The 24,679-nt window shown below is 64.4% G+C and carries 17 protein-coding genes; 6 read left to right on the top strand and 11 right to left on the bottom strand.

The features are described from left to right. Positions 1-5: 5 nt before the first annotated feature. The gene (gene folP, locus ACU8HS_RS20655; RefSeq protein ID WP_112705258.1) at positions 6-899 is read right to left on the bottom strand and encodes a dihydropteroate synthase; all 894 of its coding nucleotides are present in this window, start codon (positions 897-899) and stop codon (positions 6-8) included. A 206-nt stretch (positions 900-1,105) separates the two neighbouring features. Between folP and ACU8HS_RS20650 the strand changes: the two genes are divergently transcribed. Beyond that, entirely contained in the window at positions 1,106-1,732 is a 627-nt protein-coding gene (locus ACU8HS_RS20650) for a DUF922 domain-containing protein (protein ID WP_112567516.1), read from the top strand. A 292-nt stretch (positions 1,733-2,024) separates the two neighbouring features. Here the strand turns inward: ACU8HS_RS20650 and ACU8HS_RS20645 are convergent, their stop codons facing one another. Beyond that, positions 2,025-2,345 (bottom strand): 2Fe-2S iron-sulfur cluster-binding protein, encoded by a 321-nt coding sequence (locus tag ACU8HS_RS20645; RefSeq protein ID WP_112568251.1) that lies wholly within the window; start codon positions 2,343-2,345, stop codon positions 2,025-2,027. Between the two features lie 203 nt (positions 2,346-2,548). Then, positions 2,549-2,920 carry an Hpt domain-containing protein gene (locus tag ACU8HS_RS20640; RefSeq protein ID WP_112567514.1) on the bottom strand — a complete coding sequence of 124 codons (372 nt, stop codon included), beginning with the start codon at positions 2,918-2,920 and terminating at the stop codon, positions 2,549-2,551. 462 nt (positions 2,921-3,382) lie between these two features. Between ACU8HS_RS20640 and ACU8HS_RS20635 the strand changes: the two genes are divergently transcribed. Together ACU8HS_RS20635 and ACU8HS_RS20630 are read left to right on the top strand one after the other, a co-directional pair. Then, entirely contained in the window at positions 3,383-10,066 is a 6,684-nt protein-coding gene (locus tag ACU8HS_RS20635; RefSeq protein WP_113412356.1) for an apolipoprotein A-IV repeat region-like domain-containing protein, read from the top strand. Between the two features lie 190 nt (positions 10,067-10,256). Continuing rightward, positions 10,257-11,123, top strand: coding sequence for a D-alanyl-D-alanine carboxypeptidase family protein (locus tag ACU8HS_RS20630; protein ID WP_112759090.1), 867 nt, complete (start codon positions 10,257-10,259; stop codon positions 11,121-11,123). 77 nt (positions 11,124-11,200) lie between these two features. Here ACU8HS_RS20630 and ACU8HS_RS20625 read toward each other — a convergent pair whose 3' ends face one another. The 4 genes from ACU8HS_RS20625 to ACU8HS_RS20610 all read right to left on the bottom strand — a co-directional run bounded on the left by ACU8HS_RS20625 (position 11,201) and on the right by ACU8HS_RS20610 (position 15,340). Further along, on the bottom strand, positions 11,201-11,815 hold the full coding sequence (locus ACU8HS_RS20625) for an ABC-type transport auxiliary lipoprotein family protein (RefSeq protein ID WP_113412282.1): 615 nt from the start codon (positions 11,813-11,815) through the stop codon (positions 11,201-11,203). A 113-nt stretch (positions 11,816-11,928) separates the two neighbouring features. After that, the gene (locus ACU8HS_RS20620) at positions 11,929-13,299 is read right to left on the bottom strand and encodes an MCE family protein (protein ID WP_112573294.1); all 1,371 of its coding nucleotides are present in this window, start codon (positions 13,297-13,299) and stop codon (positions 11,929-11,931) included. Between the two features lie 9 nt (positions 13,300-13,308). Beyond that, entirely contained in the window at positions 13,309-14,169 is an 861-nt protein-coding gene (locus tag ACU8HS_RS20615; RefSeq protein ID WP_377309838.1) for an ABC transporter ATP-binding protein, read from the bottom strand. 1 nt (position 14,170) lies between these two features. Beyond that, positions 14,171-15,340: an MlaE family lipid ABC transporter permease subunit gene (locus ACU8HS_RS20610; protein WP_447015107.1), complete on the bottom strand. Its 1,170-nt coding sequence runs from the start codon at positions 15,338-15,340 to the stop codon at positions 14,171-14,173. A gap of 100 nt (positions 15,341-15,440) precedes the next feature. On the opposite strand from ACU8HS_RS20610, the gene dgcA reads away from it, so the two are divergent. Next, a complete protein-coding gene (dgcA, locus tag ACU8HS_RS20605) occupies positions 15,441-16,424 on the top strand; it encodes an N-acetyl-D-Glu racemase DgcA (protein ID WP_447015106.1) in 984 nt (327 codons plus the stop codon). Here the strand turns inward: dgcA and ACU8HS_RS20600 are convergent. The 3 genes from ACU8HS_RS20600 to ACU8HS_RS20590 all read right to left on the bottom strand — a co-directional run bounded on the left by ACU8HS_RS20600 (position 16,376) and on the right by ACU8HS_RS20590 (position 20,308). Further along, positions 16,376-17,596 carry an MFS transporter gene (locus ACU8HS_RS20600; RefSeq protein WP_447015105.1) on the bottom strand — a complete coding sequence of 407 codons (1,221 nt, stop codon included), beginning with the start codon at positions 17,594-17,596 and terminating at the stop codon, positions 16,376-16,378. The two genes, dgcA and ACU8HS_RS20600, sit on opposite strands and share 49 nt — an antisense overlap. A gap of 195 nt (positions 17,597-17,791) precedes the next feature. Beyond that, complete coding sequence (locus ACU8HS_RS20595; protein ID WP_112573284.1) at positions 17,792-18,604, bottom strand: UDP-2,3-diacylglucosamine diphosphatase; 813 nt, start codon at positions 18,602-18,604, stop codon at positions 17,792-17,794. Positions 18,605-18,868: 264 nt separating this feature from the next. Next, the gene (locus ACU8HS_RS20590) at positions 18,869-20,308 is read right to left on the bottom strand and encodes an FAD-binding oxidoreductase (protein WP_447015104.1); all 1,440 of its coding nucleotides are present in this window, start codon (positions 20,306-20,308) and stop codon (positions 18,869-18,871) included. A 231-nt stretch (positions 20,309-20,539) separates the two neighbouring features. Here ACU8HS_RS20590 and ACU8HS_RS20585 point away from each other — a divergent pair, with 231 nt between their 5' ends. Next, positions 20,540-22,852 (top strand): NADP-dependent malic enzyme, encoded by a 2,313-nt coding sequence (locus tag ACU8HS_RS20585; RefSeq protein WP_447015103.1) that lies wholly within the window; start codon positions 20,540-20,542, stop codon positions 22,850-22,852. A gap of 5 nt (positions 22,853-22,857) precedes the next feature. Here ACU8HS_RS20585 and ACU8HS_RS20580 read toward each other — a convergent pair whose 3' ends face one another. Next, entirely contained in the window at positions 22,858-23,400 is a 543-nt protein-coding gene (locus ACU8HS_RS20580) for a ribonuclease H family protein (protein ID WP_447015102.1), read from the bottom strand. A gap of 198 nt (positions 23,401-23,598) precedes the next feature. On the opposite strand from ACU8HS_RS20580, the gene ACU8HS_RS20575 reads away from it, so the two are divergent. After that, on the top strand, positions 23,599-24,675 hold the full coding sequence (locus ACU8HS_RS20575; RefSeq protein WP_447015101.1) for a DUF2865 domain-containing protein: 1,077 nt from the start codon (positions 23,599-23,601) through the stop codon (positions 24,673-24,675). Positions 24,676-24,679 lie beyond the last annotated feature (4 nt).

Raw genomic sequence — 24,679 nt, 5'->3', positions numbered from 1 at the left:
AAGACTTAAAGCGGGATGCGCGGACCTGAAGGATCGCGACCTGCCTTGGAATTGCTGTTCCGGGCGGCCAGCATAGCATCGGCGACGGCAAGCGCATCCCTGTTGATTGCGACATTGTGCACGCGAAAAACAGCGGCACCCTGCAGCCTCAGAAGCGCGCTTGTCGCAGCCGTGGCGGCATCGCGCTCGGCCGGCTGCCGGCCGGTGACGGCGCCCAGGAAGCGCTTGCGCGAGGTGCCGGCCAGAAGCGGCAGGCCGAAACGGTGCAGCTCTTCGAAACGTGCCATCAGTTCCAGATTTTCTTCCGGCGTCTCCTTGGCAAAGCCGAAGCCGGGATCGAGCACGATGCGGTCGCGCCCGACACCGGCGGCAGACGCGATTTCCAGCGAGCGCTCGAGAAAGAAGACCTGGTCGTCGATGATATCGGCAAGCTTTGCCCGGTCGCGGCCCGTATGCATGATGCAGAGCCCCGCCCCGGTCTCTGCCGAAAGCGCGGCGATGGCAGGCTCCTTCTGCAGGCCGAAGACATCGTTGACGATATGGGCGCCGGCGCCGATGGCAAGCCGCGCCGTTTCGGCGCGATAGGTATCGATGGAAATCAGGGCCTGCGTGCGCGCCCTGAGCGCCTCGATGACCGGCAGCACGCGCGCCTGTTCCTCCGCCGGGCTGACGGGGGCCGCGTCCGGCCGCGTCGATTCCCCGCCTATGTCGAGAATGTCGGCCCCGTCGGCGACCGCCTGCAGCGCGTGTTCGACGGCGCTCTCCACCGTGTCGTAGCGCCCGCCGTCGGAAAAGGAATCGGGCGTCACGTTGACGATCGCCATGATCGCCGAGCGCCCGTTGAGCGCGATCTCGCGGCCATGGGCCACGCGCCAGACACTGCTTTCCAGCTGCTTCATCCGTTTCGTCCCGTCTCCTCGCCGAAGCCTGTCGCAGCCGCGGATCGGCCCGCCGGGCTTCGAATCTGTCCGGCCCATGTCGTTGCCGCAGAGCCGTTTCGCACTTTTGCGCGGCATGCTGTAGCCAAAAAAGCCGCCGTCCGATATTGCGCTTGCGGTGGCTATGCCCCAAGCTCCCCCGAACTTCAACACGGGTACAGTTCAGAATGCCGCTTGCGTTGCGTTATATGCGCCTGCCCATCGCCTTTTTTGTGATTGCCTTTTTCTGCGGCACCGCGGCAGCCGAAGTCATTGCGACGAAAAGCTATTCCTATTTCGACATCAAGGGAAAGACGGCCGACGAGCTGGACGACGAGCTGAGCCGGCGCGGCCCGACGGCGAACGGCTCCTCGGCCCGCCATCCCGGCGCCACCAAGATCCGCTTCGGCGGCGAGGCGACCTATATCCAGGACAATGGCCGCTGCCGCGTCGGCAACGTCAAGGTCACGGTCCACACGCAGATCATCATGCCGCGCTGGCGCAACCGCAAGGGCGCGAGCCGCGAACTGTCGATGATCTGGGATGCGCTGTCGAGCGACATCAAGCGCCACGAGGAGCGCCATGCCGAGATCGCCCGCACCCAGGCGCGCGCCATGGAACGCGAACTGAAGGCGCTGCCTGCGCAGCGCAGCTGCGAGCTCATGCAGGAACTCGTTTCGGACAGGTCGGCGCGCGGAATAGAAGAGCACGACAGGTTGCAGGCGCGATTCGACCGTGTCGAGGCGGTCAATTTCCAGAATCGCATGCTGCGGCTGCTCAATAACAGACTCAGAGGCAAGGGCGGCGAAAGATAAGCCTTTTTTGCCCTCAGCGCGAGCAGAGATCGTTAGCTGCACAATGAAACCTGTGCGAAGCTTGTGGACGTCACAGCCTTTTACCGGTCATTTTTCATTCTGGTGGACTCAACCGGAACGCGGTAATATGACTATATTCGAAAGTGCAGTGAGGCAGCTGGCTTTCGTGACTGTGTTCTCCTGGCGCGTTCCGAAGCCGCGGGTGTTCCTCCCTCATCCGTAGGTAATGCGCCCGCCTCGCCTCGCCCGCCTCCGGCGTGCGAGGCTCTCTTTTTGAAGAGCTTGCGGGAAATCAGGCCTGCCGTTCCGGCACGTGAACGGTCAGCCCGTCATAGGCGGCCTTCATCCTGATCTGACAGGAAAGGCGCGAGGTCGGACGCACGTCAAAGGCGAAATCCAGCATATCCTCTTCCATCGCCTCCGGCGGGCCGACGATTTCGCTCCACTGCTCGTCGACATAGACGTGACAGGTCGCACAGGCGCAGGCGCCGCCGCATTCGGCCTCGATGCCGGGCACGGAATTGCGGACCGCGTTCTCCATCACGGTGGAGCCTTGATCGACATCGAGATCGAAGCGCGTTCCGTCAAAGGCGACGATGGTAAGTTTGGGCATCAGGACTATTTCCGGTCTTTCGTAGGAGATGGGCGGATTTTCTTCCGACAATTCGGCGTGTCAGTCAACATTGCCGGCATGCCTCGAACGTCGCAGATCGGGCAGGCTTGCGCCATTCAGAATGCGTCATGGCCCTGGTCGCAAAAAGACCCGCCGTTCCCGAATGGAACAGCGGGCCTGGTGTCTTGCCGATCTGTCCTGCCTTATCCGCGGCAGAGTTTCAGAATGAAATTCTCCGCATCGACGACAGCCGCGCCGAGCGCCGCCATCGCGGCGGCGTCGCCATTGTTCTCTTCCACCGCTTCGGCCGACTGCGAAACCCGGAAGGCGCCGACGGAGCTTGCGGCTCCCTTCAGGCGATGTGCCGCAGCGCCCACCTTGGCGGTTTCGCCGCTTGCGATCTCCTGCAGGCAGGCCCGCGCCTGGCGCGCAAACATCTGGAGAACTTCGATTTCCACCGTCTTGTCGCCCATCGTCTGGCGCGCAAGGTGAACAAGGTCGATCGGCCGGACCTTGGAAGGCGAAGGACCCGTGGAATTGTCCGGTGCCTCGAATGCGATATTCATTGCTGCCATTTGCCAATTCTCCCGTCTTGTATCGTCCGCGCTTGCTTCCGTTGTGCGGTCGGAGAATGGCGATCCCGTTAAATTCCGGCGCCTTCGCGGCGGAAATCTGACCGTATGGTTAACGTCCCTTAAATAACGCTAAAATATCGGCTTTTGGGCGGCTTCCGAAATTTAAAGGTGTTAACAACAGGTTAAGAGCCATGCAAGGCAAGGGTTCGTTAATTGTCTCGGGGGCGCAGATGTGTCACTACGATACTGTTGAGGCGGGCTCCTGCCGCGCGCCTTTGCCGCCAGAGTGGATAATGGTAGTGTTTTGATACCTTTCGTTTGAAAAATCGGCTATCTACTCTGAAATGACATGCTTATCCGTCCGTCTTGGGATGGAAGGCTGGAACGGCGAAGGTTCATCCGGGCGAAGGCGATGGCCCGGACGCGCTGCCGGGCTGGCCGGGAATTGCGAGGCATACCGGAATGGCGAATAACAAATACAATGAATCGATCGAGGACAAGGCGTTCAAGGCATTGGACGAGGCGCTTCAGATTGATTTCGGCCAGGAGAACGTGCCGTCTCGCCGCGGCAGCGCGCCCCATGCCCCGGAGGCTAATGTGACTGAACCATCCAATGCCCGTAATCAGTCCCAGGAAGAAACGCAGCGCCGCCGCGGCCGCGCCGCCCGCACCGGCGATCAGCAGGCTCCGCGCGCACCGGCCTTTTCGCCCGCCAACGACGCCAGCCGCAACTCGCCGGCCTCGCTGCTGAAGTCGCTGGAAAGCGGCTCCAGCCGCCCTGCCCTGCGCACGGCCGCCCTCGTCTCCATCCTCTGGGTCGTCATCGGCCTCGGGCTGATGTTCATGCTTTATGCGCCGCAGATCTCGCAGATCCGCTCGCTGACCGACCTTGCCGCCCTGCCGGGCGTGATTGCCGGCATCGTCGGCATCGTCGTGCCGGTCATGATGTTCTACGCCTTTGCCATCATGATCTCGCGCGCCCAGGACATGCGCAACGCCGCCCGCTCCATGGCCGAAGTGGCATTGCGCCTTTCCGAGCCGGAAACCATCGCCTCCGAACGCATCATGACGGTCGGCCAGGCCGTGCGCCGCGAAGTCTCGGCGATGAACGAAGGCATCGAGCGCACCATTGCGCGCGCTTCCGAACTCGAGACGCTCGTGCATTCCGAAGTGAATGCGCTGGAGCGCTCCTATGCCGACAACGAACTGCGCGTGCGCGGCCTCGTCCATGAACTCGGCTCCGAGCGCGAAGCGATCGTCAACCATGCCGACCGCATCCGCTCCTCCATTGCCGGCGTTCACGACCAGCTCAAGGAAGAACTGTCGCTGGCGACGGAAGAGATCGCCATCCGCCTTGCGACCTCCGGCGAAGCCTTCGCCTCGCTCATCGATACGCGCGCCGCCGCGATCATGGAAAAGTCCGACAGCGCCATGCAGTCGCTCGGCACGCTGCTGGCCGCCAAGGCCGATACGCTGCTCCACACGCTGACCGCCTCCGGCCTTGCGATCGGCAACGAGTTCGACAACCGCCTGGATGCGCTCACCAACACGATCAACGAACATGGCGAGCGCCTGCTCACCCAGTTCGAGACGCGCGCCTCGACGATGGATGCGAGCACCGAGCGCCTGAACGCGGCGCTGCAGGAACGCACCCAGCAGCTCAACGAAATCCTGATTTCCCGCACCCGCGAGATCAACGAGAGCCTGACGACCGGCGAACGCACGATCGGCGGCACGCTGGACGACGTGCTCTCCAGGCTGAACGCCGCGCTCGACGAAAAGGGCGCGAGCTTCCGCCAGAGCCTGCAATCGACGGCCGACGACGCGGTCATGGATCTCGACGTGCGTTCCGGCTTCTTCGAGGAACGCCTGCAGACGACCGTCGCCCAGCTTTCGACCGCCTTCGACGAGCGCGTCGCCGAATTCACCGATGCCTTCGACAAGCGCTCCGGCTCGCTCGATACCAAGCTCATCGAAAGCCTCACCCGCATCAACGAGACGCTGTCGGGCAACGCCGATTCCATCGAAGGCATCCTCACCAGCAATATCGATCGCCTCGGCGCGTCCATGAGCGAGCGGTCGCTGGCGCTGGCGACCGCCTTTGCAACCGGCCAGGAAGTGCTGGAAAACACGCTGGCCAACCGCGCCGACGAAATCACCTCGGCACTGACGGCCCGCACCGGCGAACTTGGCTCGGCGCTGAGCACGGCCACCTCGGAAATCTCGCTGGCGCTTGCGGCCGGCACCTCGGACCTGCAGAACAACCTCGCCGCCCGCGCCGCCGAATTCCGCGAGACGCTGCAGACCACCACGAGCGAACTTGCCGCTGCCGTCGATAGCGGCACCGAAAAGGTCACGAGCGCATTCGGCGGCCGCGCCGAAGAGCTGAGCGGCGTTCTCGCCGCCCGCGCCGCCGAGATCACCGATGCGCTGAAGACGGCGCACAGCGATCTCGACAGCGTGATGGCCGAACGCGGCGGAGCGCTGATCGGCGCGCTCGCCGACCATCACAGCCGCTTCGACGAGGCGCTCACCACCCGTTCGGAAGCCATTATCAATACGGTCTCCGGCACGCATGACCGTCTTGCCGAGACGCTCGACGAAAAGGCGATGGCGCTGGCGATTTCGCTCAACGAAACGCAGTCGCGCATCGAAGACACGCTCACCACCCGTTCGCAATCGCTCATCGATGCCGTGTCCGGCACCCATGACCGCCTCTCCGATACGCTGGACGAGAAGGCGATGGCGCTCGCCATCTCGCTGAACGAGGGCCAGGCCCGTATCGACGACACGCTCTCGACCCGTTCGGAGGCGCTGCTCAGCGCCGTTTCCAGCACCCACGACCGCCTTGCCGAAACGCTGGACGAAAAGGCGATGGCGCTGGCGATCTCGCTGAACGAAGGCCAGGCCCGCATCGACGACACGCTCTCGACCCGTTCGGAGGCGCTGCTCAGCGCCGTTTCCAGCACCCATGACCGCCTTGCCGAAGCGCTCGACGAGCGGGCGATGGCGCTCGGCATTTCGCTCAACGAAACTCAGTCGCGCATCGAAGACACGCTCTCGACCCATTCGCAATCGTTCCTCAGCGCCGTTTCCGGCACGCATGACCGCCTTGCCGAAACGCTGGACGAAAAGGCGATGGCGCTGGCGATCTCGCTGAACGAAAGCCAGAGCCGCCTGGAAGACACGCTGACGGCGGGCGCCGACGCGCTGGTCAACGCGGCCGCCGGCACGCATGAGCGGATTACCGCCTCGCTCGGCGAAAGCCAGCTGCGCATCGAGGAAGCGCTCGCCAGCCGCGCCGAATCCATCGTCCTTGCCGTTGCCAACAGCACCGACCGCCTGTCCGACACGCTTGACGAAAAGACCATGGCGCTCGCCATTTCGCTCGACGACGGCCAGAGCCGCTTCGAATCGGCGCTCGAAAACCGCAGCAACGCCATCATGGACACCGTTGCCAATGCCGAAGAGCGCGTCGCCGGCGCCTTTGCCGACCGCACGGAAGCGATCCGCGCCGCCTATACGGACAATCAGGCGCGCCTGGAAACCGCGCTGGCCGAGCACACGTCCACCCTCTCGGAAGCCCTCGACGCCGGCAGCGCCCGCATGGAAGGCATCATCGGCAGCATGACGGGCCGCATCGAGAACGGCCTGACCGACGCCGAGCAGCGCATGGCCGCCCTTGCCAACGACGCGGCAAACAATGTCGAAGGCGGTCTTGCCGCCGCCCATGAGCGCATTCGCACCACGCTCGAAGACCGCACCAATGCGATCACGCTGACATTGAGCGAGGCGCACAACCTCATCAACGACACGCTCTCCGAACAGGCGACCTCGATCGGCACCTCTGTTGCGACCAGCATCAGCATGCTCGAAATGTCGCTGGAAGATCGCGAGGCGGCGATCCGCCAGGCGATCGACAACAGCGCCCAGTCGCTCGAAGAGCGCATGCGCGAGGGCGCCGGCCAGATTGCGGGCCGCTTCCAGGAAGCCGCCGACACGATCTCGCGTTCGGCCGTCGATTTCTCCGGTCATCTCGACCAGTCCGTCGACAGCCTCACGGGCCGCTTCACCGAAACCGGCGCCCGCGTCGAAGCCAGCCTTGCCGCCATCGAGGCGCGCATCGCCGATGGCGTCGAGGGCGTGGTCGGCAGGGTCGATGCCGCAGGCAGCCATCTCTCCGGCCTTCTGGACGACGGTATCTCGCGTCTGGGCTCGATCGGCGACGACGCCGCCCAGCGCATCGCCACGACGCTCGGCACCAGCGCCGCAAACCTGACGCAGGCGCTCGACAGCCGCACCGCCAGCCTGACCGAAACCTTCGACGGCCGCGCCGCCAGCCTGACGGATGCGCTGCAGGCCGGCAGCGCCAACCTCACGCACGCTCTCGACAGCCACAGCGCCCATCTCACCGAGGCTCTGGACAGCCGCCGGGCGCAGCTTGCCGAAACGCTCGAAAGCGGCAGCGCGAACCTGGCCCAGTCGATCGACGGCCGCACCGCGGCCCTGAGCGATATGATGGATCGCGGCACCGCACGCATCGAAGAGCGCCTGTCCACCATGGACCGCGCCCTGACCGTCGGCCTCGACGCCGTCAACCGCACGATCGAAGGCAAGGCCGCCGGCCTTGCCGCCAGCCTGCGCAGCGCCGTTGCCGAAGCGGCCGAAGGCATGGACGGCGAAGCCGTCAAATCCTCCGAACTGCTCAGCCGCACCGGCCAGCAGTTCGCCGACGCCATGGACGAGCGCTCCTCGCAGATCGTCAACCGCGTCGCCGAAGCGCAGAGCCGCCTCGCCGGCCAGGCTGCCGCCGTTGCCCAGACCTTCTCCGAAGCCGGCAACGTCATCGTCAGCAAGGTGGCGGAAGCCGAAAACATCGTCAGCGGCCAGGTCAGCGCCATCAACCGTGCGCTGGCCGATGCCGGCCAGACGCTGGAGGCGCACGGCAATTCGATCCGCTCGACGCTGACGGATGCCGGCAGCCAGATCACCTCCAGCATGGCCGAGGTCGACCGCGCGCTGGAAGCCCGCAGCAGCATCATCCGCTCCAGCCTGGAGCAGCGTGCCCGCGAAATCGACACCACGCTCAGCGATATCGACAAGGCGCTGGAAGCGCGCGGCAATTCGATCCGCGCCACGCTCGACGAGCGCACCCGCGACCTGAACTCCATGCTGGCCGGCCGCTCCACCGAGCTGACGCGCATCCTGGACGAGACGGCGCGCCCGATCATCGACCGCTACAGCGATGCCGGCCAGGAAGCCGCAGCGCGCATCACCGCGGCCGCGAGCCTCAGCGCCGAGCGCCTGCGGGCGGAAAACGACGCGCTGACCCAGGCCGTCGCCGCCCGCGCCGAAAATGTCGCCAATGCCGTCGCCGCCATCGAGAACAACCTGACGAACAACGTCAACGGCCTTGTCCAGCGCCTGTCGGAAAGCAGCGCCGCCATGTCCATGATGATGACGCGCGCCGCCGATCAGCTGAGCGGCGTCGACAGCCGCCTCGGCGACACGACGACGCGCTTCACGGACTCGGCCGCCAAGGCTGCCGAAATGGTGTCCGCTTCCACCCGCCTGCTCGAAGGCAAGGTCGATCGCCTGTCGGATATATCCGGCCAGACGCTCGCCCAGGTCGGCAGCATCATCGGCCGCTTCGACGACCATTCCAAGGTTCTCGGCCAGGCATCGCATCTTCTCGCGGCCGCCCAGTCCGGCCTCGTCTCCACGCTGGAAGAGCGTGAAGCCGCCCTGCAGACGCTGGCAAGCGGCCTCGTCCAGCGCTCCGGCGAGATCGAAAAGACCATGCGCGGCCTGGGCGGCATGATCGAAACCGTCTTCGAACGTGCGGAACAGCGCTCCAACCAGGTCACGGGGACTCTGCGCCAGAGCGTGCAGGCCTCCTTCGCCGATATCGGCCGCGTGCTTTCGGATACGGAAAAGCGCGCCGAGGAAGCAGCCTTGACCATGCGCGAGGCGATCAACCGCGCCGGCGAAGAGGCCAACGCGACGATTGACAACAGCTTTGCCAATGTCGAGCGCCGCTCCGGCGATCTCACCAACCGCCTGCGCGGCGGCCTGACGGCCTCGCTGTCGGAAGTCGAGCGCATGCTCGGCGAAGCCGGCCGCGCTTCCGACAATGCGGCGCAGAACCTGCGTGAATCGCTGCGGGACGCGATCGACGAAGCGGTCGGCCGCTTCTCGGGCGCCACCGAAGAAATCCGCCGCTCGGCGGCCGATATCCGCAACGAACTCGACGCCACCCGCGCCGAGCTGAAGCGCGGCGCCTTCGACCTGCCGGAAGAAGCCAAGGAAAGCGCGTCCGCCATGCGCCGCGCCGTCGCCGAGCAGATCAAGGCCCTGCAGGATATTTCGCAGATCGTCGGCCGTTCCAGCCACCGCCTGGAAATCTCCGAGCCGGTCGCCCGCTCGCTCGCCCAGGCGGAGCCGGCGCCGCGTGTCAGCCAGCCGGTGATCCCGGCGGCGCCGGCCCCGCAGCCGGCTCCGACGGCCCGCCAGTCGATCGAATCCATGGGCCTGCGCGGCACCATCGCCCCGAACCCGGCAACAGCCCCTGCGCCGGCCCCGCAGCGTCCGGCTGCCCAGGCTCCCCAGCCGGCACCGGCTGCAGCCCGGCAGGAAGCGCCGCGCCCGGAAGCCACGAGCGGCGGCTGGATCAGCGATCTCCTGCGCGGCGCCTCGCGTGACGAGGCCGAGGAAGCCTCGCGTGCGGCCCCGGCCCGCCCGGCAGCGGAAGCCGCAGCCCCTGCTCCCGCCCAGCGCGCCAACGATGCCCGCAACCCGCGCCATGTCGTCGAATCGCTGAATTCGCTCTCGGTCGATATCGCCCGCGCCATCGATCACGACGCTTCGGTGGACCTGTGGCGCCGCTACCAGCGCGGCGAGCGCGACGTCTTCACCCGTCGCCTCTACACGCTGAAGGGCCAGCAGACCTTTGACGAGATCAAGCGCAAGTACGACCGCGAGCCGGAATTCCGCACCGCTGTCGACCGCTACATCGGCGATTTCGAAAAGCTGCTTGCCGATGTCGCCCGCACCGATCCGAACCGCACGGTCACGCAGTCCTACCTGACTTCCGATACCGGCAAGGTCTATACGATGCTGGCCCATGCGGCAGGCCGGCTCAGCTGAGCGCGCGCCGAAAGATGGTGAGACAAAAGGGGTCATCTGTGGATGGCCCTTTTTTATTGCCCCTGCTCCTTCATTCCGTCACAAACATTCCCGATCCGCATCCATCGACGGGCCGGGCCGTATCAGGCCATGGCTCCATCAAGACCTTTGCCAAGCCAATCGCTTGCCACGACAGAGACCGCAGACATTGATGACCAAGACGACCTCCCGGCTGATCGCCGCCGCCCTGTCCTCCGCATTTCTTCTGGGCGCATCCATGCAGGCCGAAGCCGGCCAGGCAAGCATCCTCGTGGACGTGCAGACCGGCCAGGTGCTGGAAGCCTCCAATCAGGACGAGCTGAACTTCCCGGCATCGCTGACCAAGATGATGACCCTCTACCTCACCTTCCAGGCGCTGCATGAAAAGCGCCTGACCTGGGACCAGAAGATCACCATGTCGGAAAATGCCGAGAGCAAGGAGCCCTTCAAGCTCGCCGTCGGCGCCGGCCGCAAGGTCACGGTCAAGGAAGCCGTCGAAAGCATCGTCGTGCTCTCGGCCAATGATTCCGCCGTGGCGCTTGCCGAACAGCTCGCCGGCTCGGAACAGGCTTTTGCCACTGTCATGACGGACAAGGCTCGCGCGCTCGGCATGAAGGACACCGTCTTCAAGAACCCGTCGGGCCTGCCCGATCCCGAACAGGTGACCACCGCCCGCGACATGGCGACGCTCGGCGTGGCGCTGATGCGCGACTTCCCCGAGGAGTTCAAGCTCTTCTCCATGCGCGGCTTCCAGTTCCGCGGCATGAAGCTGCGCGGCCATAACAACCTCATGTACCGCTATGCCGGCGTCGACGGCATCAAGACCGGCTTCACCGATGCCTCCGGCTACAATGTCGTGACCTCAGCCGCCAAGGACGGCCGCCGCGTCGTCGGCGTCGTCATGGGCGAAAAGACCGCCAGCCTGCGCGACGACAAGATGGCCGGCCTGCTCGACAGCTACCTGCCCCAGGCCTCGACCGCCACGGCCTCGGCAACGGGTGGCACGCCGTCGATGACGGATGCCCAGCCGACCAAGTAAGGCCTCCGGACAGGCCGGAAACGAAAAAGCCCGAAACCGCCTGACGGTTTCGGGCTTTCTCTTTCGGAAGAGCAGGCTCAGACCGACTTCAGCGTCCAGCCGACGATCTGGTCGGTCACGGCCGTGAACGCCCGGTCGAGCCCCTTCACGAAGCCCGCATTGTCGCCGCCGGCCGCAGCCGTTGCGCGGAAGACCTGCTGGGCGCGCACCGTGCCGTTGCGGTCGTTGAGGATCTTGACGGAAATCTCGACCACGGCCTTGTTGCCCGAGGAAGCGTCGATCTCGAAGGACCGGATATCGCTCACCACCTGATAGTCGATCGCCAGTCCCTGCCCCGGCTTGCCGACGCCGCCGAGCTTGCCGGAATTCTCGAAGGCTTCGACGAGCTTCGACTGCACCATGCGCGGCAGCGTATCGCTCCATTGGGCGCGTGCCAGATACTGGATTTCGGAGGGCGAAACGCGGATGACGATCTGGTCGCTGTTCAGCGCCTTCAGAGCCGTCGGATCGGCAATCAGGATCTGCTTGTTTTTGGCCGACGGGCCGGTGCCGTCGACGTTGGCTGCCGAGAGATCAAAGGTGTCGTTCTTTGCCGTCGTTCCGCAGCCTGCCAGAAGTGCGGCCGTCAGCGGCAAAATAATCGCCGTTCCGCGGATCCAGGAACGGCGCGACATCACATGCGATAGACCCATATTACGCTACCCCTGACCTCTGTTCTTCTTTCCCGCAAATCCTGACTGAAACTGTTGCCTGCAGCTCGGCAATTCCGCACGCAAAACCGCTGCGCATTTTTGCCGGAACCGCCTCAACGCCGCGTACGCCCGTCATACTGTTTCACCGTCGGCCCGCCGAAGATGATCCGCTGCGGGTTCTGGTCGAAATTGGTAATGGCATTGTTGAGATTGTTGGCCGTGCCGCGCAGCTCGTTGACCAGCGTCTGCACGTCGCTCAGGCCGCTGCCGGAAAAGCGCTGCAGATTGTCGGCGATCGGCCCGATGCGGGCATTGATGCTGTCGGCCACCTTCTTGAAGGATTCGAGCGTCGCGCGCGCTTCGGTGAAGAGCGAATTCGTATTGTCCGAGCCGAGCAGCGCATCGACCTTGATGAGAATGCCGTCGACACGCGTCGAAGCCGAGTTCAGCTTGTTCGCCATCTGCTGCACGTCCTGGATCGTCTGGTCGATATCCTTCTTCCGGTCGGCCACCGTATTGGTGACATCGCGGATCGAGGCGACGGCGACGCGTGCATCCCTGGTCGCCTGGGCGATATCGTCGACCGAGCCCTTGATCTTGTTGGCGTCGATGGCGGCCACCAGCGTATCGACGCGGTCGAGCGTCACCTGCGCCTTCTTGCCGAATTCGTTATAGGTCGTCACCGTCTGGTCGACCTTGTCGACCAGACCCTTGAGATCGCCGGACGCATCGGCGATATCGCGGCTCACCTTCTCGGCGTTTGTCAGGATCGTGTTGATCTTCTGTGCGTCGACGGCCTTCACCAGATCCTCGACGGCGGCAAGCGTGGAATCGACCCGGCCCGAGACGTTGCGCACCGTGTTGGAGAGGTCGCCGACGCTCTGCAGGAAACTGTCGATATTGCCGGAATTCTTGGCCAGCGCATCCGAGAAGGTCTCGGCATTCTGCAGCGTCTTGGTCAGCGGCCCGCGCGCATCGCGCACGAAGCCCTGCACGTCGCCGACCGCATCGTTGGCGCGGTCGAGGATCTTGTCGGCGGTGGCAAGCAGGTTGGTGACGCTCGACTGGTCGGCGACGATGACGGCGCGTTTGCCGCTTTCCAGCGCCTGCTGGAGAATGTTCTTGTCTTCCTTGCGCCCGCCCGAAAGCTCGATATAGGCCGCACCCGTCAGGCCCTGGATTTCAAGGGCGGCCTTGGTGGAGGGATAGATCGGCGCGTCCGAGCGGACCTCGGTGAAAGCCAGCGAATATTGCGGATCGTCGGCATCGATGGAGAGCGTCTGCACCGAGCCGACCTGGATGCCGTTGAAGCGCACGGGCGAGCCGACGCTGAGGCCGTTGGCGGAGCCCGGAATGCGCACGATCAGCTCGGCCATCGGCCCGCTGCGGCCATATTCGGCCATCCAGTAGACGAAGCCGAATGCGGCCGCGATCACCAGAACGGTGAAAAAGCCGACGATCGTGTAATTGGCTCTGGTTTCCATCGTCTCCGGTCACTTCCCGCTGTCATGCTGCGCCCTTGCCGGCGCGTCGTCCTGCGGCACGATCGAGCGCGCCCGCTTGCCCCTGAAATAGGCCTGCACCCACGGATCGTCGTAGGCCAGCATGTCGTCGATCGTTCCTTCCACCATTACCCGCTTCTTTCCGAGCACGGCAATACGGTCGCAGACCGAAAACAGGCTGTCGAGGTCATGCGTCACCATATAGACGGTTAACCCCAGGCTATCGCGCAGGTTGGCGATCAACTCGTCGAATTCGGCAGCACCAATAGGATCGAGGCCCGAGGTCGGCTCGTCGAGGAAGACGAGTTCGGGATCGAGCGCCAGTGCGCGGGCAAGGGCCGCGCGCTTGATCATGCCGCCCGAAAGCTCGGACGGATATTTGTCGGCCGCGTCGGCCGCCAGACCCACCATGCGGATCTTCAGATGCGCCAGCTCGTCCATCAGCGTCGCCGGCAGATCCAGATATTCGCGCATCGGCACCTGGATATTCTCCTTCACCGTCAGCGAGGAGAAGAGCGCGCCCTGCTGAAAGAGAACGCCGAGACGCATGTCCAGCGCATTGCGCTCCGGCTCGTCCAGCTCGTCGAAATCCTGGCCGAGAATCCTGATCGTGCCGGAGCGGCGCGGCAGGAGGCGCAGCACGGTGCGCATCAGCACCGATTTGCCGGTGCCAGAGGCGCCGACGAAACCGAGGATCTCGCCGCGGTAGATATCGAGGCTGAGCTTGTCGAGCACCACCTTGGAGCCGAAACCGACGGTGACGTCGCGCGCCGAAAGCACGACGTCGCGCCCCCCGTTCTGGGTGCCGTTCCTGCCCGTTTCGATCGGTTGCTGATCCACGTTGCCCGCCATGTCAGAAATCGATCGCTGCATAGAACATCGCAAAAAGCCCGTCCATCAGGATGACGACGAAAATCGCCTTCACGACGGAGGCCGTCACATGCTGGCCGAGCGATTCGGCGCTGCCGCCCACCTTCAGCCCCTCGACGGCTGCGACAATGCCGATGACGAGCGCCATGAACGGCGCCTTGATCATGCCGGCAAGCACGGTCGAGAGCGTCACCGCCTCGTGCAGGCGCGACAGGAAGGTGGCGAAGGTAATGCCCGAATAGGCATAGGCGACGGCGGCGGCACCCGCGAGCGAGGCAAAGTTGGCGATCACCGTCAGAAGCGGCAGCGCCACGGTCAGCGCCACCAGCCGCGGGAAGATCAGGACGCCGATCGGGTTCAGCCCCATCACCTTCAGCGCGTCCACTTCCTCGCGCATCTTCATGGAGCCGATTTCGGCGGTGATCGCGCTGCCCGAACGGCCGGCGATCATGATGGCCGTCAGCAGCACGCCGATTTCGCGCAGCTGCAGGATGCCGACAAGATCGACGACGAAGATTTCCGCGCCGAAGTAACGAAGCTGGAAGGCGCCCTGCTGCGCGATGATCGCGCCGATCAGAAAGGACATCAGCAGGATGATCGGAACGGCGCGCACGCCCATATGGTCGATCTGGTTGACGATCGAGGCCGGAGAAACGCCGCTGCCGCGGCCGAACTTCATCTGCGCGCCGCGCACCGCCGAGCCGAGGATATACATGGCGGCGGCCAGGTTGTCCCAGACGTCGAGCGTCATGCGCCCGATCGGCGCGAAGATGCGCTCGGTTATCGACAGCCGCTCCTTCTGCTCGGGCTCCTGCTTTTCGGGCTCCCTGGAGAAAGTGGCGATCAGCTCGTCGATATGCGGGTTGGTTCCCTCGAAGCGAACCGTCTGTCCGGCCTCTTCCTGCTGTTTCTTTAGCCGGCAAAGAAGCCAGATGCCGGCCGTATCGATATCGGTGACGCCGGAAAGGTCGAGCGTCAGGTCGCCGCTGTTGCTGCGCGAAAGCTTGTCGAAATCCTGCAGCACGAGATGGATGTTGGCGCTGCGCCAATTGCCTTCAAGATGCACGTGCTGGCCCGAGCCACCGGCTCGGTCGTCCACATGCAGCGAGGCGGCGTTGCGTTTCTCGGACTTCAAAATACTTGTGTCTTTCAATGCTTGCGGCGACAGTTCCGACTCGCGAACACTATATTCGCCGCCGGCGCGTCAATATACAGAAGCAACGCGCAATTTCCATGCTCGCAGGAGAGCAAATATGCCGCGTCACCTTGATATCCAGATGAATTCATTCCCGATTGCCGGAACTTTCACCATCTCGCGCGGGGCAAAGACCTCGGCAAAGGTGATTACCTGCACGCTGACGGAGGCAACGGCCAGAGGGCGCGGCGAATGCGTGCCCTACCGCCGCTACGGCGAGACGATGGAAAGCGTCATGGCGCAGATCGAAGCGGCCCGCCCGCTGATCGAGAACGGCGTTTCGCGCTCCGAACTGCTGCACGCCATGCCGCCGGGTGCCGCCCGCAACGCCGTCGATTGCGCGCTCTGGGATCTCGAAGCCAAGCTGACGGGCAGAAGCGTCGCCTCCCGCCTCGACCTGCGCAAGCTGAAGCCGCTGACCACGGCCTACACGATCTCGCTCGGCGAACCCGACGTGATGGCGGCCCAGGCGCGCGAACATGCGCAGCGCCCGCTCCTGAAGGTGAAGGTCGGCACGGGCGACGACGAAAGCCGCATCCGCGCGGTGCGCCAGGCCGCCCCGAACGCCGCCATCATTCTCGATGCCAACGAGGGCTGGCCGGAGGATCGGCTGGAGCATCATCTTCGCATCGCCGCCGAAGCCGGGATCGCGCTGGTGGAGCAGCCGCTGCCGGCCGGCCGCGACGACATGCTGGCCGAGATCGCCCGTCATGTCCTTGTCTGCGCCGACGAAAGCGTCCACCACACCGGCGATCTCGCAAGCCTTGCCGACCGCTACGACGCCATCAACATCAAGCTCGACAAGACCGGCGGCCTGACGGAAGCGCTTGAAATGAAGGAGGAAGCGCAGCGTCTCGGCTTCTCGATCATGATCGGCTGCATGGTCGGCACGTCGCTGGCGATGGCGCCGGCGGTCCTGCTGGCGCAGGATGCCGATTTCGTCGATCTCGACGGCCCGCTGCTGCTTGCCCGCGACCGCGAGCCCGGCCTGACCTATGCCGGCTCCCTCGTATCCCCGCCCGAAGCCAGCCTCTGGGGCTGAAGGTAATAGGCGATGATGACGAGCCCGAGCCCGAAGGCCGCCACGCAGGCCATGACATAATAGCTGTCGAGGCCGAGTGCGGCGTAGATATAGCCGGAGGCGATCGTCATCAGCCCCGAGGCCATGCCGATATAGAAGAAATAGGCGCCCTGGGCCGAGGCCTCCTGCGTCTCCTGCACGGTCGCCACGATGCGCCGCTGCACGCCCGTATGCACGAAGGCATAGGTGAAGCCGTGCAGGCATTGCAGCGCGAAAAAGCCGATGAAGCTCGTCTCCGTCGGGAAGAAGACCCAGCGGCAGATGCTGACGGCGCAGCCGAAACGGATCAGCGTCCAGGCGTTGAAGCGGCGGTTGAGGCGGCGCGACAGGAAGAAGACCGTCACCTCGGAGGCGACGCCCGCGCTCCAGAGAATGCCGACCTCGGTGCCGGAAAAGCCGAGCTGGTGCCAGTAGATCGAGGAGAAGGCGTTGAGCAGCGCATGGCTTGCCTGCTGGATCGACACGCCGAGCAGCAGAAGCAGAAGATGCGGCTCGCGCAGCCCGCTGCCGGTGGTGGCCGGAAGGTTGATCGGCTGGCCGCGCCGCCGCGTCGGGCCGATGCGCGGACAGAAGATCGCCATGACGATGGTCAGCAGGAAGCCGAAGATCATCACCGGCAGCACCATGCCGCCGCCCCAGCGGCCGACCAGCTCGCCGCCTGCCAGCGTCGAGACGATGAAGGCGACCGAGCCCCAGACGCGCATGGAGCCGTAATCGAGCCCCCAGCGGCGCACGCCCGAAATCACGATCGATTCGACCACAGGCACATAGGGCGCAAAGGTCGCGCCCTGCAGCGCAAAGACGATCAGCACCGGCCAGAAATCCGTCGTCCAGTAGAGCGCGATGGCCGTCAGCAGCGACAGGATGCCCGACCAGAGCAGCACATGCGCCCGCTCCTGCATGCGGTCGGCAAAGACCGCCACGATGGGCGCCACCAGAACGCGCACCACCATGGGCACGGCGAGAATCGTGCCGATCTGGTGGTCGTTGAACTGGTGGGTCGACAGCCAGACGGGAAAGAAGGGCAGGACGATACCGTTGACCAGCAGCGGCGCGCTGTAGCACAGCGCGCTGAGCAGCCGGAAGCGCGGTGGCGCTCCCTCGCCCCTGGAGGGATTTTGAGCGGGAATCATGATGGACCTGAAGGAAACTCTGCGTTGCCTAACACATCCAATCAGACACGACTATGGCGAGAAATAGCCCGATCGAAACGATACGGATAGAATTCGAAACGATTTAAAAAAATAAATAGGGCCTGTCGCCCGAAGGCAACGGCTAAATTCATGGTGCACCGGCGGCAGGCCGCCGATGCGGTACGCACACATTATTCAGGCAGCCTGCGGGGCGAGATCGCCCTCCTCAAGCAATTCGACAGATGTCAATGCCGGCACGTTGCTGGTCAGCGCGCGCCAGGTGATGAGTTCGAACGTACCGTCTTCATGCTCCACGATCGCCGTGCAGCTTTCCACCCAGTCACCGGTATTGATGTAGCGGATGCCCTCCATATCCTCGATCACCGCATGATGGATATGGCCGCAGATGACGCCGTCGGCGCCGCTCTTGCGGGCTTCCTCGGCCACCACGCGCTGGAACTCGCCGATGAAGTTGACGGCGTGCTTGACCTGCAGCTTGGCCCAGGCCGAGAAGGACCAGTAGGGCATGCCGAGGCGGCGGCGCACGGCGGCGAGCACCACGTTGATGCGGATCGCCATGTCGTAGGCCCAGTCGCCGAGATAGGCGAGCAGCCTTGCGTTGCGCACCACGACGTCGAATTCGTCGCCATGCAGGATCAGGTATTTCTTGCCGTCGGCGCCGTCATGGACGATTCGGTCGACCACTTCGATGCCGCCGAAATGCGTGCCCGGAAAGGCGCGCAGGAATTCGTCGTGATTGCCGGGGATATAGACGACGCGCGTGCCCTTGCGCGCCTTGCGCAGCAGTTTCTGGACGACGTCGTTGCAGACCTGCGGCCAGTACCAGCTGCGCTTCAGGCGCCAGCCGTCGACGATATCGCCGACGAGGTAGATCGTGTCGGCCTCGTGATACCGCAGGAAATCCAGCAGGAAATCCGCCTTGGCGGCCTTCGAGCCCAGATGCAGATCGGAAATGAAGAGGGTGCGGAAGCGCCGGGGTTCCATCATGTCTGTCACAAGCCTTTCCGCTCGTGTCCCATCGTTCTTCGTCTGGTCTTCCAAAATCAGACTCGTGTATCAGGAAGATGACAAAGCGCGGGAAAGCCCTGCAAAGCCGTTCATACAGGCTAGATGTGGAGCGCCTGGTGGCCTTTCCACGGTGCTTCACCGGGAACGCCAACCGAACCTCCCGTTCGAGGCTCTGGCCGGCTTCACGCCAACACATTCACATTCCGGCGCTGGCGCGAAACTCCTTCCCTAAAACATCAATCCTCAGGCAGTGCGCACCGTCGCCATCGGTTTCACGTTCTGGTTCATCCGGAACAGATTGTTCGGATCGTAACGCCGCTTGATCTCAGCAAGGCGGGCGTAGTTGGTGCCATAGGCGGCTTCGACGCGGTCGGTTTCGTCGTCAGGCATGAAGTTGATATAGGCGGTTCCCACAGCATGCGGCTTGGTGGCATCGAAAAGCTCGCGCGCCCAGCCGACGCAGCTTCCGTCCATCCCGGTTTCCCGCCAGCGGGCATGCACATTCATGACGAAATGCGAGCTGCGCTGCGGAAACGCGGTGGCCTCGTTGGCCACGCGCCCGGCAGCACCCCCGACATGGCCGATGAAGATCTCGCATTCCGGGCCGGGCAGCCTGCGCACCGCCTTGAGCAGCACGTCGATCGCCGCATCGGACAGGGAAGCGAAATCCTGGCTCTTCCAGTAATTGCGCGCACCTGGTGTGAGCAGCGGATCGAAGGCCTGCTGCCAGCTGGTGAACGGCATCGGGCCGACGATATCGGCAATCGGCTTTCCGATAGCGCGCAACCTGGCAGCAGCCTTCTCACCCGCCGCGACACCTCCGCAATAGCACATCGCCAGCACCACGATCTCCTTGCCGTGCCATTCGGCCGGCAGGAAGGGCAGCGGCGGCGCCTGACGCATCACCACCCAGCAGGTCAGTTCGTCGGGCGCCGCCTCCAGCGCTTGCCGGTATTCCTTCAGCACTTTTTCCGCATCGGCGAAGGGATGCACGACGAGCCCGGCGAGAACCTCGGTGTCGAGCGGGTTGAGCTTGAACTCGAAGGAGGTCACGACGCCGAAATTGCCGCCGCCGCCGCGCAATGCCCAGAAGAGATCGGGCTTATCCGTCTCGCTCGCCTTGACCAGTTCGCCATCCGCCGTCACCACGTCGACCGAGAGTAGATTGTCGAGGGTCAGTCCGAATTTGCGAGTCAGCCAGCCGAAGCCGCCGCCGAGCGTCAGGCCGGCGATGCCTGTCGTGGAATTGATGCCGGTCGGCAGCACTAGCCCGAAGGCCAGCGTTTCCTTGTCTACATCGGCAAGGGTTGCACCCGGCTCGATCCTGGCGCGCCGCGTCTGCGGATCGACCCGCACCGATTTCATCGCCGACAGGTCGATGACGACTCCGCCGTCGCAGACGGCGTTGCCGGCAATGCCGTGCCCGCCGCCGCGCACCGAAACGAGAAGATTGTTGTCGCGCGCGAACCGCACCGCCCGAACGACATCGGCAGCGCCCGCGCAGCGCGCGATGAGGCCGGGCCGCCGGTCGATCATCGCATTCCAGATCGCCCGCGCCTCGTTGTAATTCATATCCTTGCTGGTCAGGAGACTGCCGCGAAATCCGGCGGCAAATGCATCGATGGCCACGTCATTGACCATCGTCTGACCCCTTTGCAGGGTCGTGAGGTTCAAGTTGTCCATGATTTCCTCCATGCGACCGGCGCCCCGCACCGCCGCGCGTGTATTCTGCGCTTGCCGCCCTCACCAGACAAGTTTCCCCAAAAGGATTAGCTGGCGGCAGCCGTTCGGCACCAAGAGCCGCCCCGCCCCCGCACGAAAACTTTCCCCACGCCGCATTTCCGTACTGTCCAGGCCGGTCGATTGATGTATGGAGGAAGCTCCAAAAGACTTCGAACAACGCTGGAGGCGGCGATGGATCACCAGGAGAAATCCAAATCGGAAAAGAATCTGACGGGCGGCAGCCTCGACGAGCAGGCGCTCTTCTTCCATCGCTATCCGCGCCCCGGCAAGCTGGAAATCCAGGCCACCAAGCCGCTCGGCAACCAGCGCGACCTGGCGCTCGCCTATTCGCCCGGCGTGGCCGCTCCCTGCCTCGCCATCCGTGACAATCCGGAACAGGCTGCCGATTATACGTCCCGCGCCAACCTCGTCGCCGTCATCTCCAACGGCACCGCCGTTCTCGGCCTCGGCAATATCGGCCCGCTGGCCTCCAAGCCGGTCATGGAAGGCAAGGCGGTGCTGTTCAAGAAATTCGCCAATATCGACGTCTTCGATATCGAAGTGGATGCGGCCGACGTCGACCAGATGGTGTCCACCGTCGCCTCGCTGGAGCCGACCTTCGGCGGCATCAACCTCGAGGATATCAAGGCGCCGGAATGTTTCCGCATCGAGAAGCAGCTGCGCGAGAAGATGAAGATCCCGGTCTTCCACGACGACCAGCACGGCACCGCCATCATCGTCGCCGCCGCCATCCTCAACGGCCTGGAACTCGCCGGCAAGAAGATCGACGAGGTCAAGATCGTCGCTTCGGGCGCCGGCGCGGCCGCGCTCGCCTGTCTCAACCTGCTGGTGACGCTTGGCGCCAGGCGCGAAAACATCTGGGTCCACGACCTCGAAGGCCTCGTCTATGAAGGCCGCGTCGAGCTGATGGACGAATGGAAGGCCGTCTACGCCCAGAAGAGCGACACGCGCACGCTCGCCGAAAATATCGGCGGCGCCGACGTTTTCCTCGGCCTGTCGGCCGCAGGCGTTCTGAAGCCGGAACTGCTGGCCCAGATGGCCAAAAAGCCACTCATCATGGCGCTCGCCAACCCGACGCCTGAGATCATGCCGGATCTCGCCCGCGCCGCCCGCCCGGATGCGATGATCTGCACCGGCCGCTCCGACTTCCCGAACCAGGTCAATAACGTCCTCTGCTTCCCCTATATTTTCAGGGGCGCGCTGGATTGCGGCGCCGAGACGATCAACGAGGAAATGAAGATGGCCGCCGTGCGCGCCATCGCAGCCCTTGCCCGCGAGGAGCCGTCCGACGTTGCCGCCCGCGCCTATTCCGGCGAAACGCCGGTTTTCGGCCCCGATTACCTCATCCCCTCGCCCTTCGATCCGCGCCTGATCCTGCGCATCGCGCCTGAAGTCGCCAAGGCTGCGGCCGAAAGCGGCGTCGCGCGCCGCCCGATCGTCGATTTCGATGCCTATCTCGACCAGCTGAACCGCTTCGTGTTCCGCTCCGGCTTCGTCATGAAGCCGATCTTCACGGCCGCCAAGACGGCCGAGCGCAAGCGCGTCATCTTCTCCGAAGGGGAAGACGAGCGCGTGCTGCGCGCCGCCCAGGTGCTGCTCGAGGAAGGCATTGCCGAGCCGATCATCATCGGCCGCCCGCAGGTCATCGAGACGCGCCTGAAGCGCTACGGGTTGCGCATCCGCCCGCTGCAGGATTTCGAGGTCATCAACCCCGAGGACGATCCGCGCTTCCGCGAATATGTCGATCTCTACCTGCAGCTCGTCGGCCGTCGCGGCGTGATCCCGGAAGCGGCGCGCACCATCGTGCGCACCAACACCACCGTCATCGGCGCGCTGGCGCTGAAGCGCGGCGAAGCCGATGCGCTGATCTGCGGCCTCGAAGGCCGTTACGAGAAGCACCTGCGCGACGTGCGCCAGATCATCGGCAAGCGCCCGAACGTGCGCGATTTCTCGGCCCTCAGCCTGATGATCTCGCAGCGCGGCGCCACCTTCTTTGCCGATACCTACGTGACCTTCAACCCGACGGCGGAAGAGATCGCCGAGGCGACGGTTCTGGCAGCCGAGGAAATCAAGCGTTTCGGCATCACCCCGCGCGCCGCCCTCGTCTCGCATTCGAACTTCGGCTCGCGCGAATCCGAAAGCGCCACCAAGATGCGCAATGCGCTGCAGCTCGTGCGCGAGGCAGCACCCGATCTCGAGGTCGACGGCGAAATGCACGGCGAAAGCGCGATCTCCGAGGAGCTGCGCCGCCGCGTCATGCCGCACACGACGCTGCATGACGAAGCCAACCTCCTGGTCTTCCCGAACCTCGATGCCGCCAACATCACGCTCGGCGTCGTCAAGTCGATGACCGACGGCCTGCATGTCGGCCCGATCCTGCTCGGCACGGCCATGCCCGCCCACATCCTGGCACCGTCAGTCACCTCGCGCGGCGTGGTCAACATGGCGGCGCTCGCCGTCGTCGAGGCCTCGCAGCCGGCCTAGGCATGTCAAGCCTGTCGGGGACGCCCTATCGAGCGGCGTCCCCGATCCGACAGTTCGTCGGCGCGCTCGTTGCCGGCAATACCGGAATGGCCCTTGCACCAGGCAATGCCGATCGCCGGATTCTGCAACAGCCTGAGATCGACGGCCCTCCAGAGGTCCGCATCCGCTATCGCCCGGTTTCGGGCCTTGCCGCCTGGATTGCTCTTCTTCCAGCCGTTGTTCCGCCAGATCGCCCGCCAATGGTTGCAGCCTTCGACGACGTAGACGGAATCGGACCAGATCAGCGCCGGCAGGCCCGCCGCCGCGCCGCCGATCCAGGCCGCCGCCTCAAGCACGGCGGTCAGTTCCATCCTGTTATTGGCCGAATTCTCCGCGCCGCCGAAGCCTGCGGCGATTTCGGCGCCGTCGCGGTAGGCGACGAAGGCCCATCCTCCCTGCCCGGAACCGGGCTCGAAACAGCCGTCCACGAAAACGTGAAGGCCCTGTCTGCCCTGCGGCATTGCCGATGCGGCTGCGCGGGAAAGCATGTCGCGTGGGATATCTGTCATATCAACTGTTTAGCTGTCACGGATGCCCCGCGCGATTGCGGGAGCGGCGGGAGCGGAGCATCGGGTGTTCTGGATAAGATCGCAAAAATGCGCTAGGAATTCATCCGAGCTTATTAAGGGAAATACGTTAAGACAAAGCGCGGCGGATTGAAGCCGCAATTCGCCGATGGATGCATTTTCTCACTCCGGAACGACGTCGTGAAGCGCCGAAACCTGTATCTCGTCTTCTTTCTGGCATTCGCGGTTCCCGCAGAGGCGCAGACCAATGCGATCTGCGAGGATCTGCGCGGGCGTCTTGCCGACCTGCCGCAGGTGATCGGCAATGCCAACGGCACCGAGATGCGCCAATATGCGGGCGCGCTGGCCGAACAGAATCTGGAATTGCGCAAGGTGCGCGGCGATCTGCGCCGCTACGGCTGCACGTCCGGCAGCATGGTCGTCGTCGGCGGCGAGAATGCCGGTTTCTGCGAAGAGCTGGAACAGGCGCAGGCAAAGATGGTGGACAATATCCGCTACCTGCAGGACCGCCGCGACGCGTTGCGCCAGTCCGCTGTCGATCCGGCCCGCGAAGGCCTGCTGGCCGCGCTTGAAGACAATGGCTGCAACAGCGAGAGTTTCAGCGAACCCGCACAGGGCGACCTCTATGCGCCGGCCCCCTCGATCGAGGAACAGGCCATGCGCGGCGATACGTTCATTCCCCTCGGCGGCGGTGAGCGCTACGGCCTGCCGCGCGCCGAAATGCTCTCGCCCGTCAGCACCATCTGCGTGCGCACCTGCGACGGCGGCTTCTTCCCGATCAGCAACAACGCCACCTCGGTCGATTTCGGCCGCGATGCCGCGACCTGCGCCAAGATGTGCCCCGGCGTGGAGACGGAACTCTATTATCGCGATATTTCCAGCACCGAAGCCGCAAACATGATCTCGACGGCGACGGGCGCGCCCTATGGCGCGATGAAGAACGCCTTCGCCTACAAGACCCGCCCGCCCGGCGAAAAATCCGCCTGCTCCTGCAACCTGACGGCCTATTACGAGGAAATGCGCCGGAACCAGACGGTCTCCGCGCCGGCGCCCGCGCCGCAGGGCTCGATCACCACGATCCGCACTCAGGCCCCGAAGGCCGCGGATACGCCGCCGCAGCCGCAGGTGCCGGATCGCCCCTACGATCCCGCAACCAAGGTTCGCCAGGTCGGCCCGCAATTCCTTGCCGGCGATCAGGGCAAGATCGATCTCGCCAATCCGGCCGTGACAGGCCCGCAGCCGCAGCAGCAGCCGTAGGAAA

The organism is Rhizobium sp. KDH_Rht_773_N (assembly GCF_052946295.1).
The sequence above is the reverse complement of the archived record's forward strand: the minus strand, read 5'-3'. Positions and strand labels throughout refer to the sequence as shown.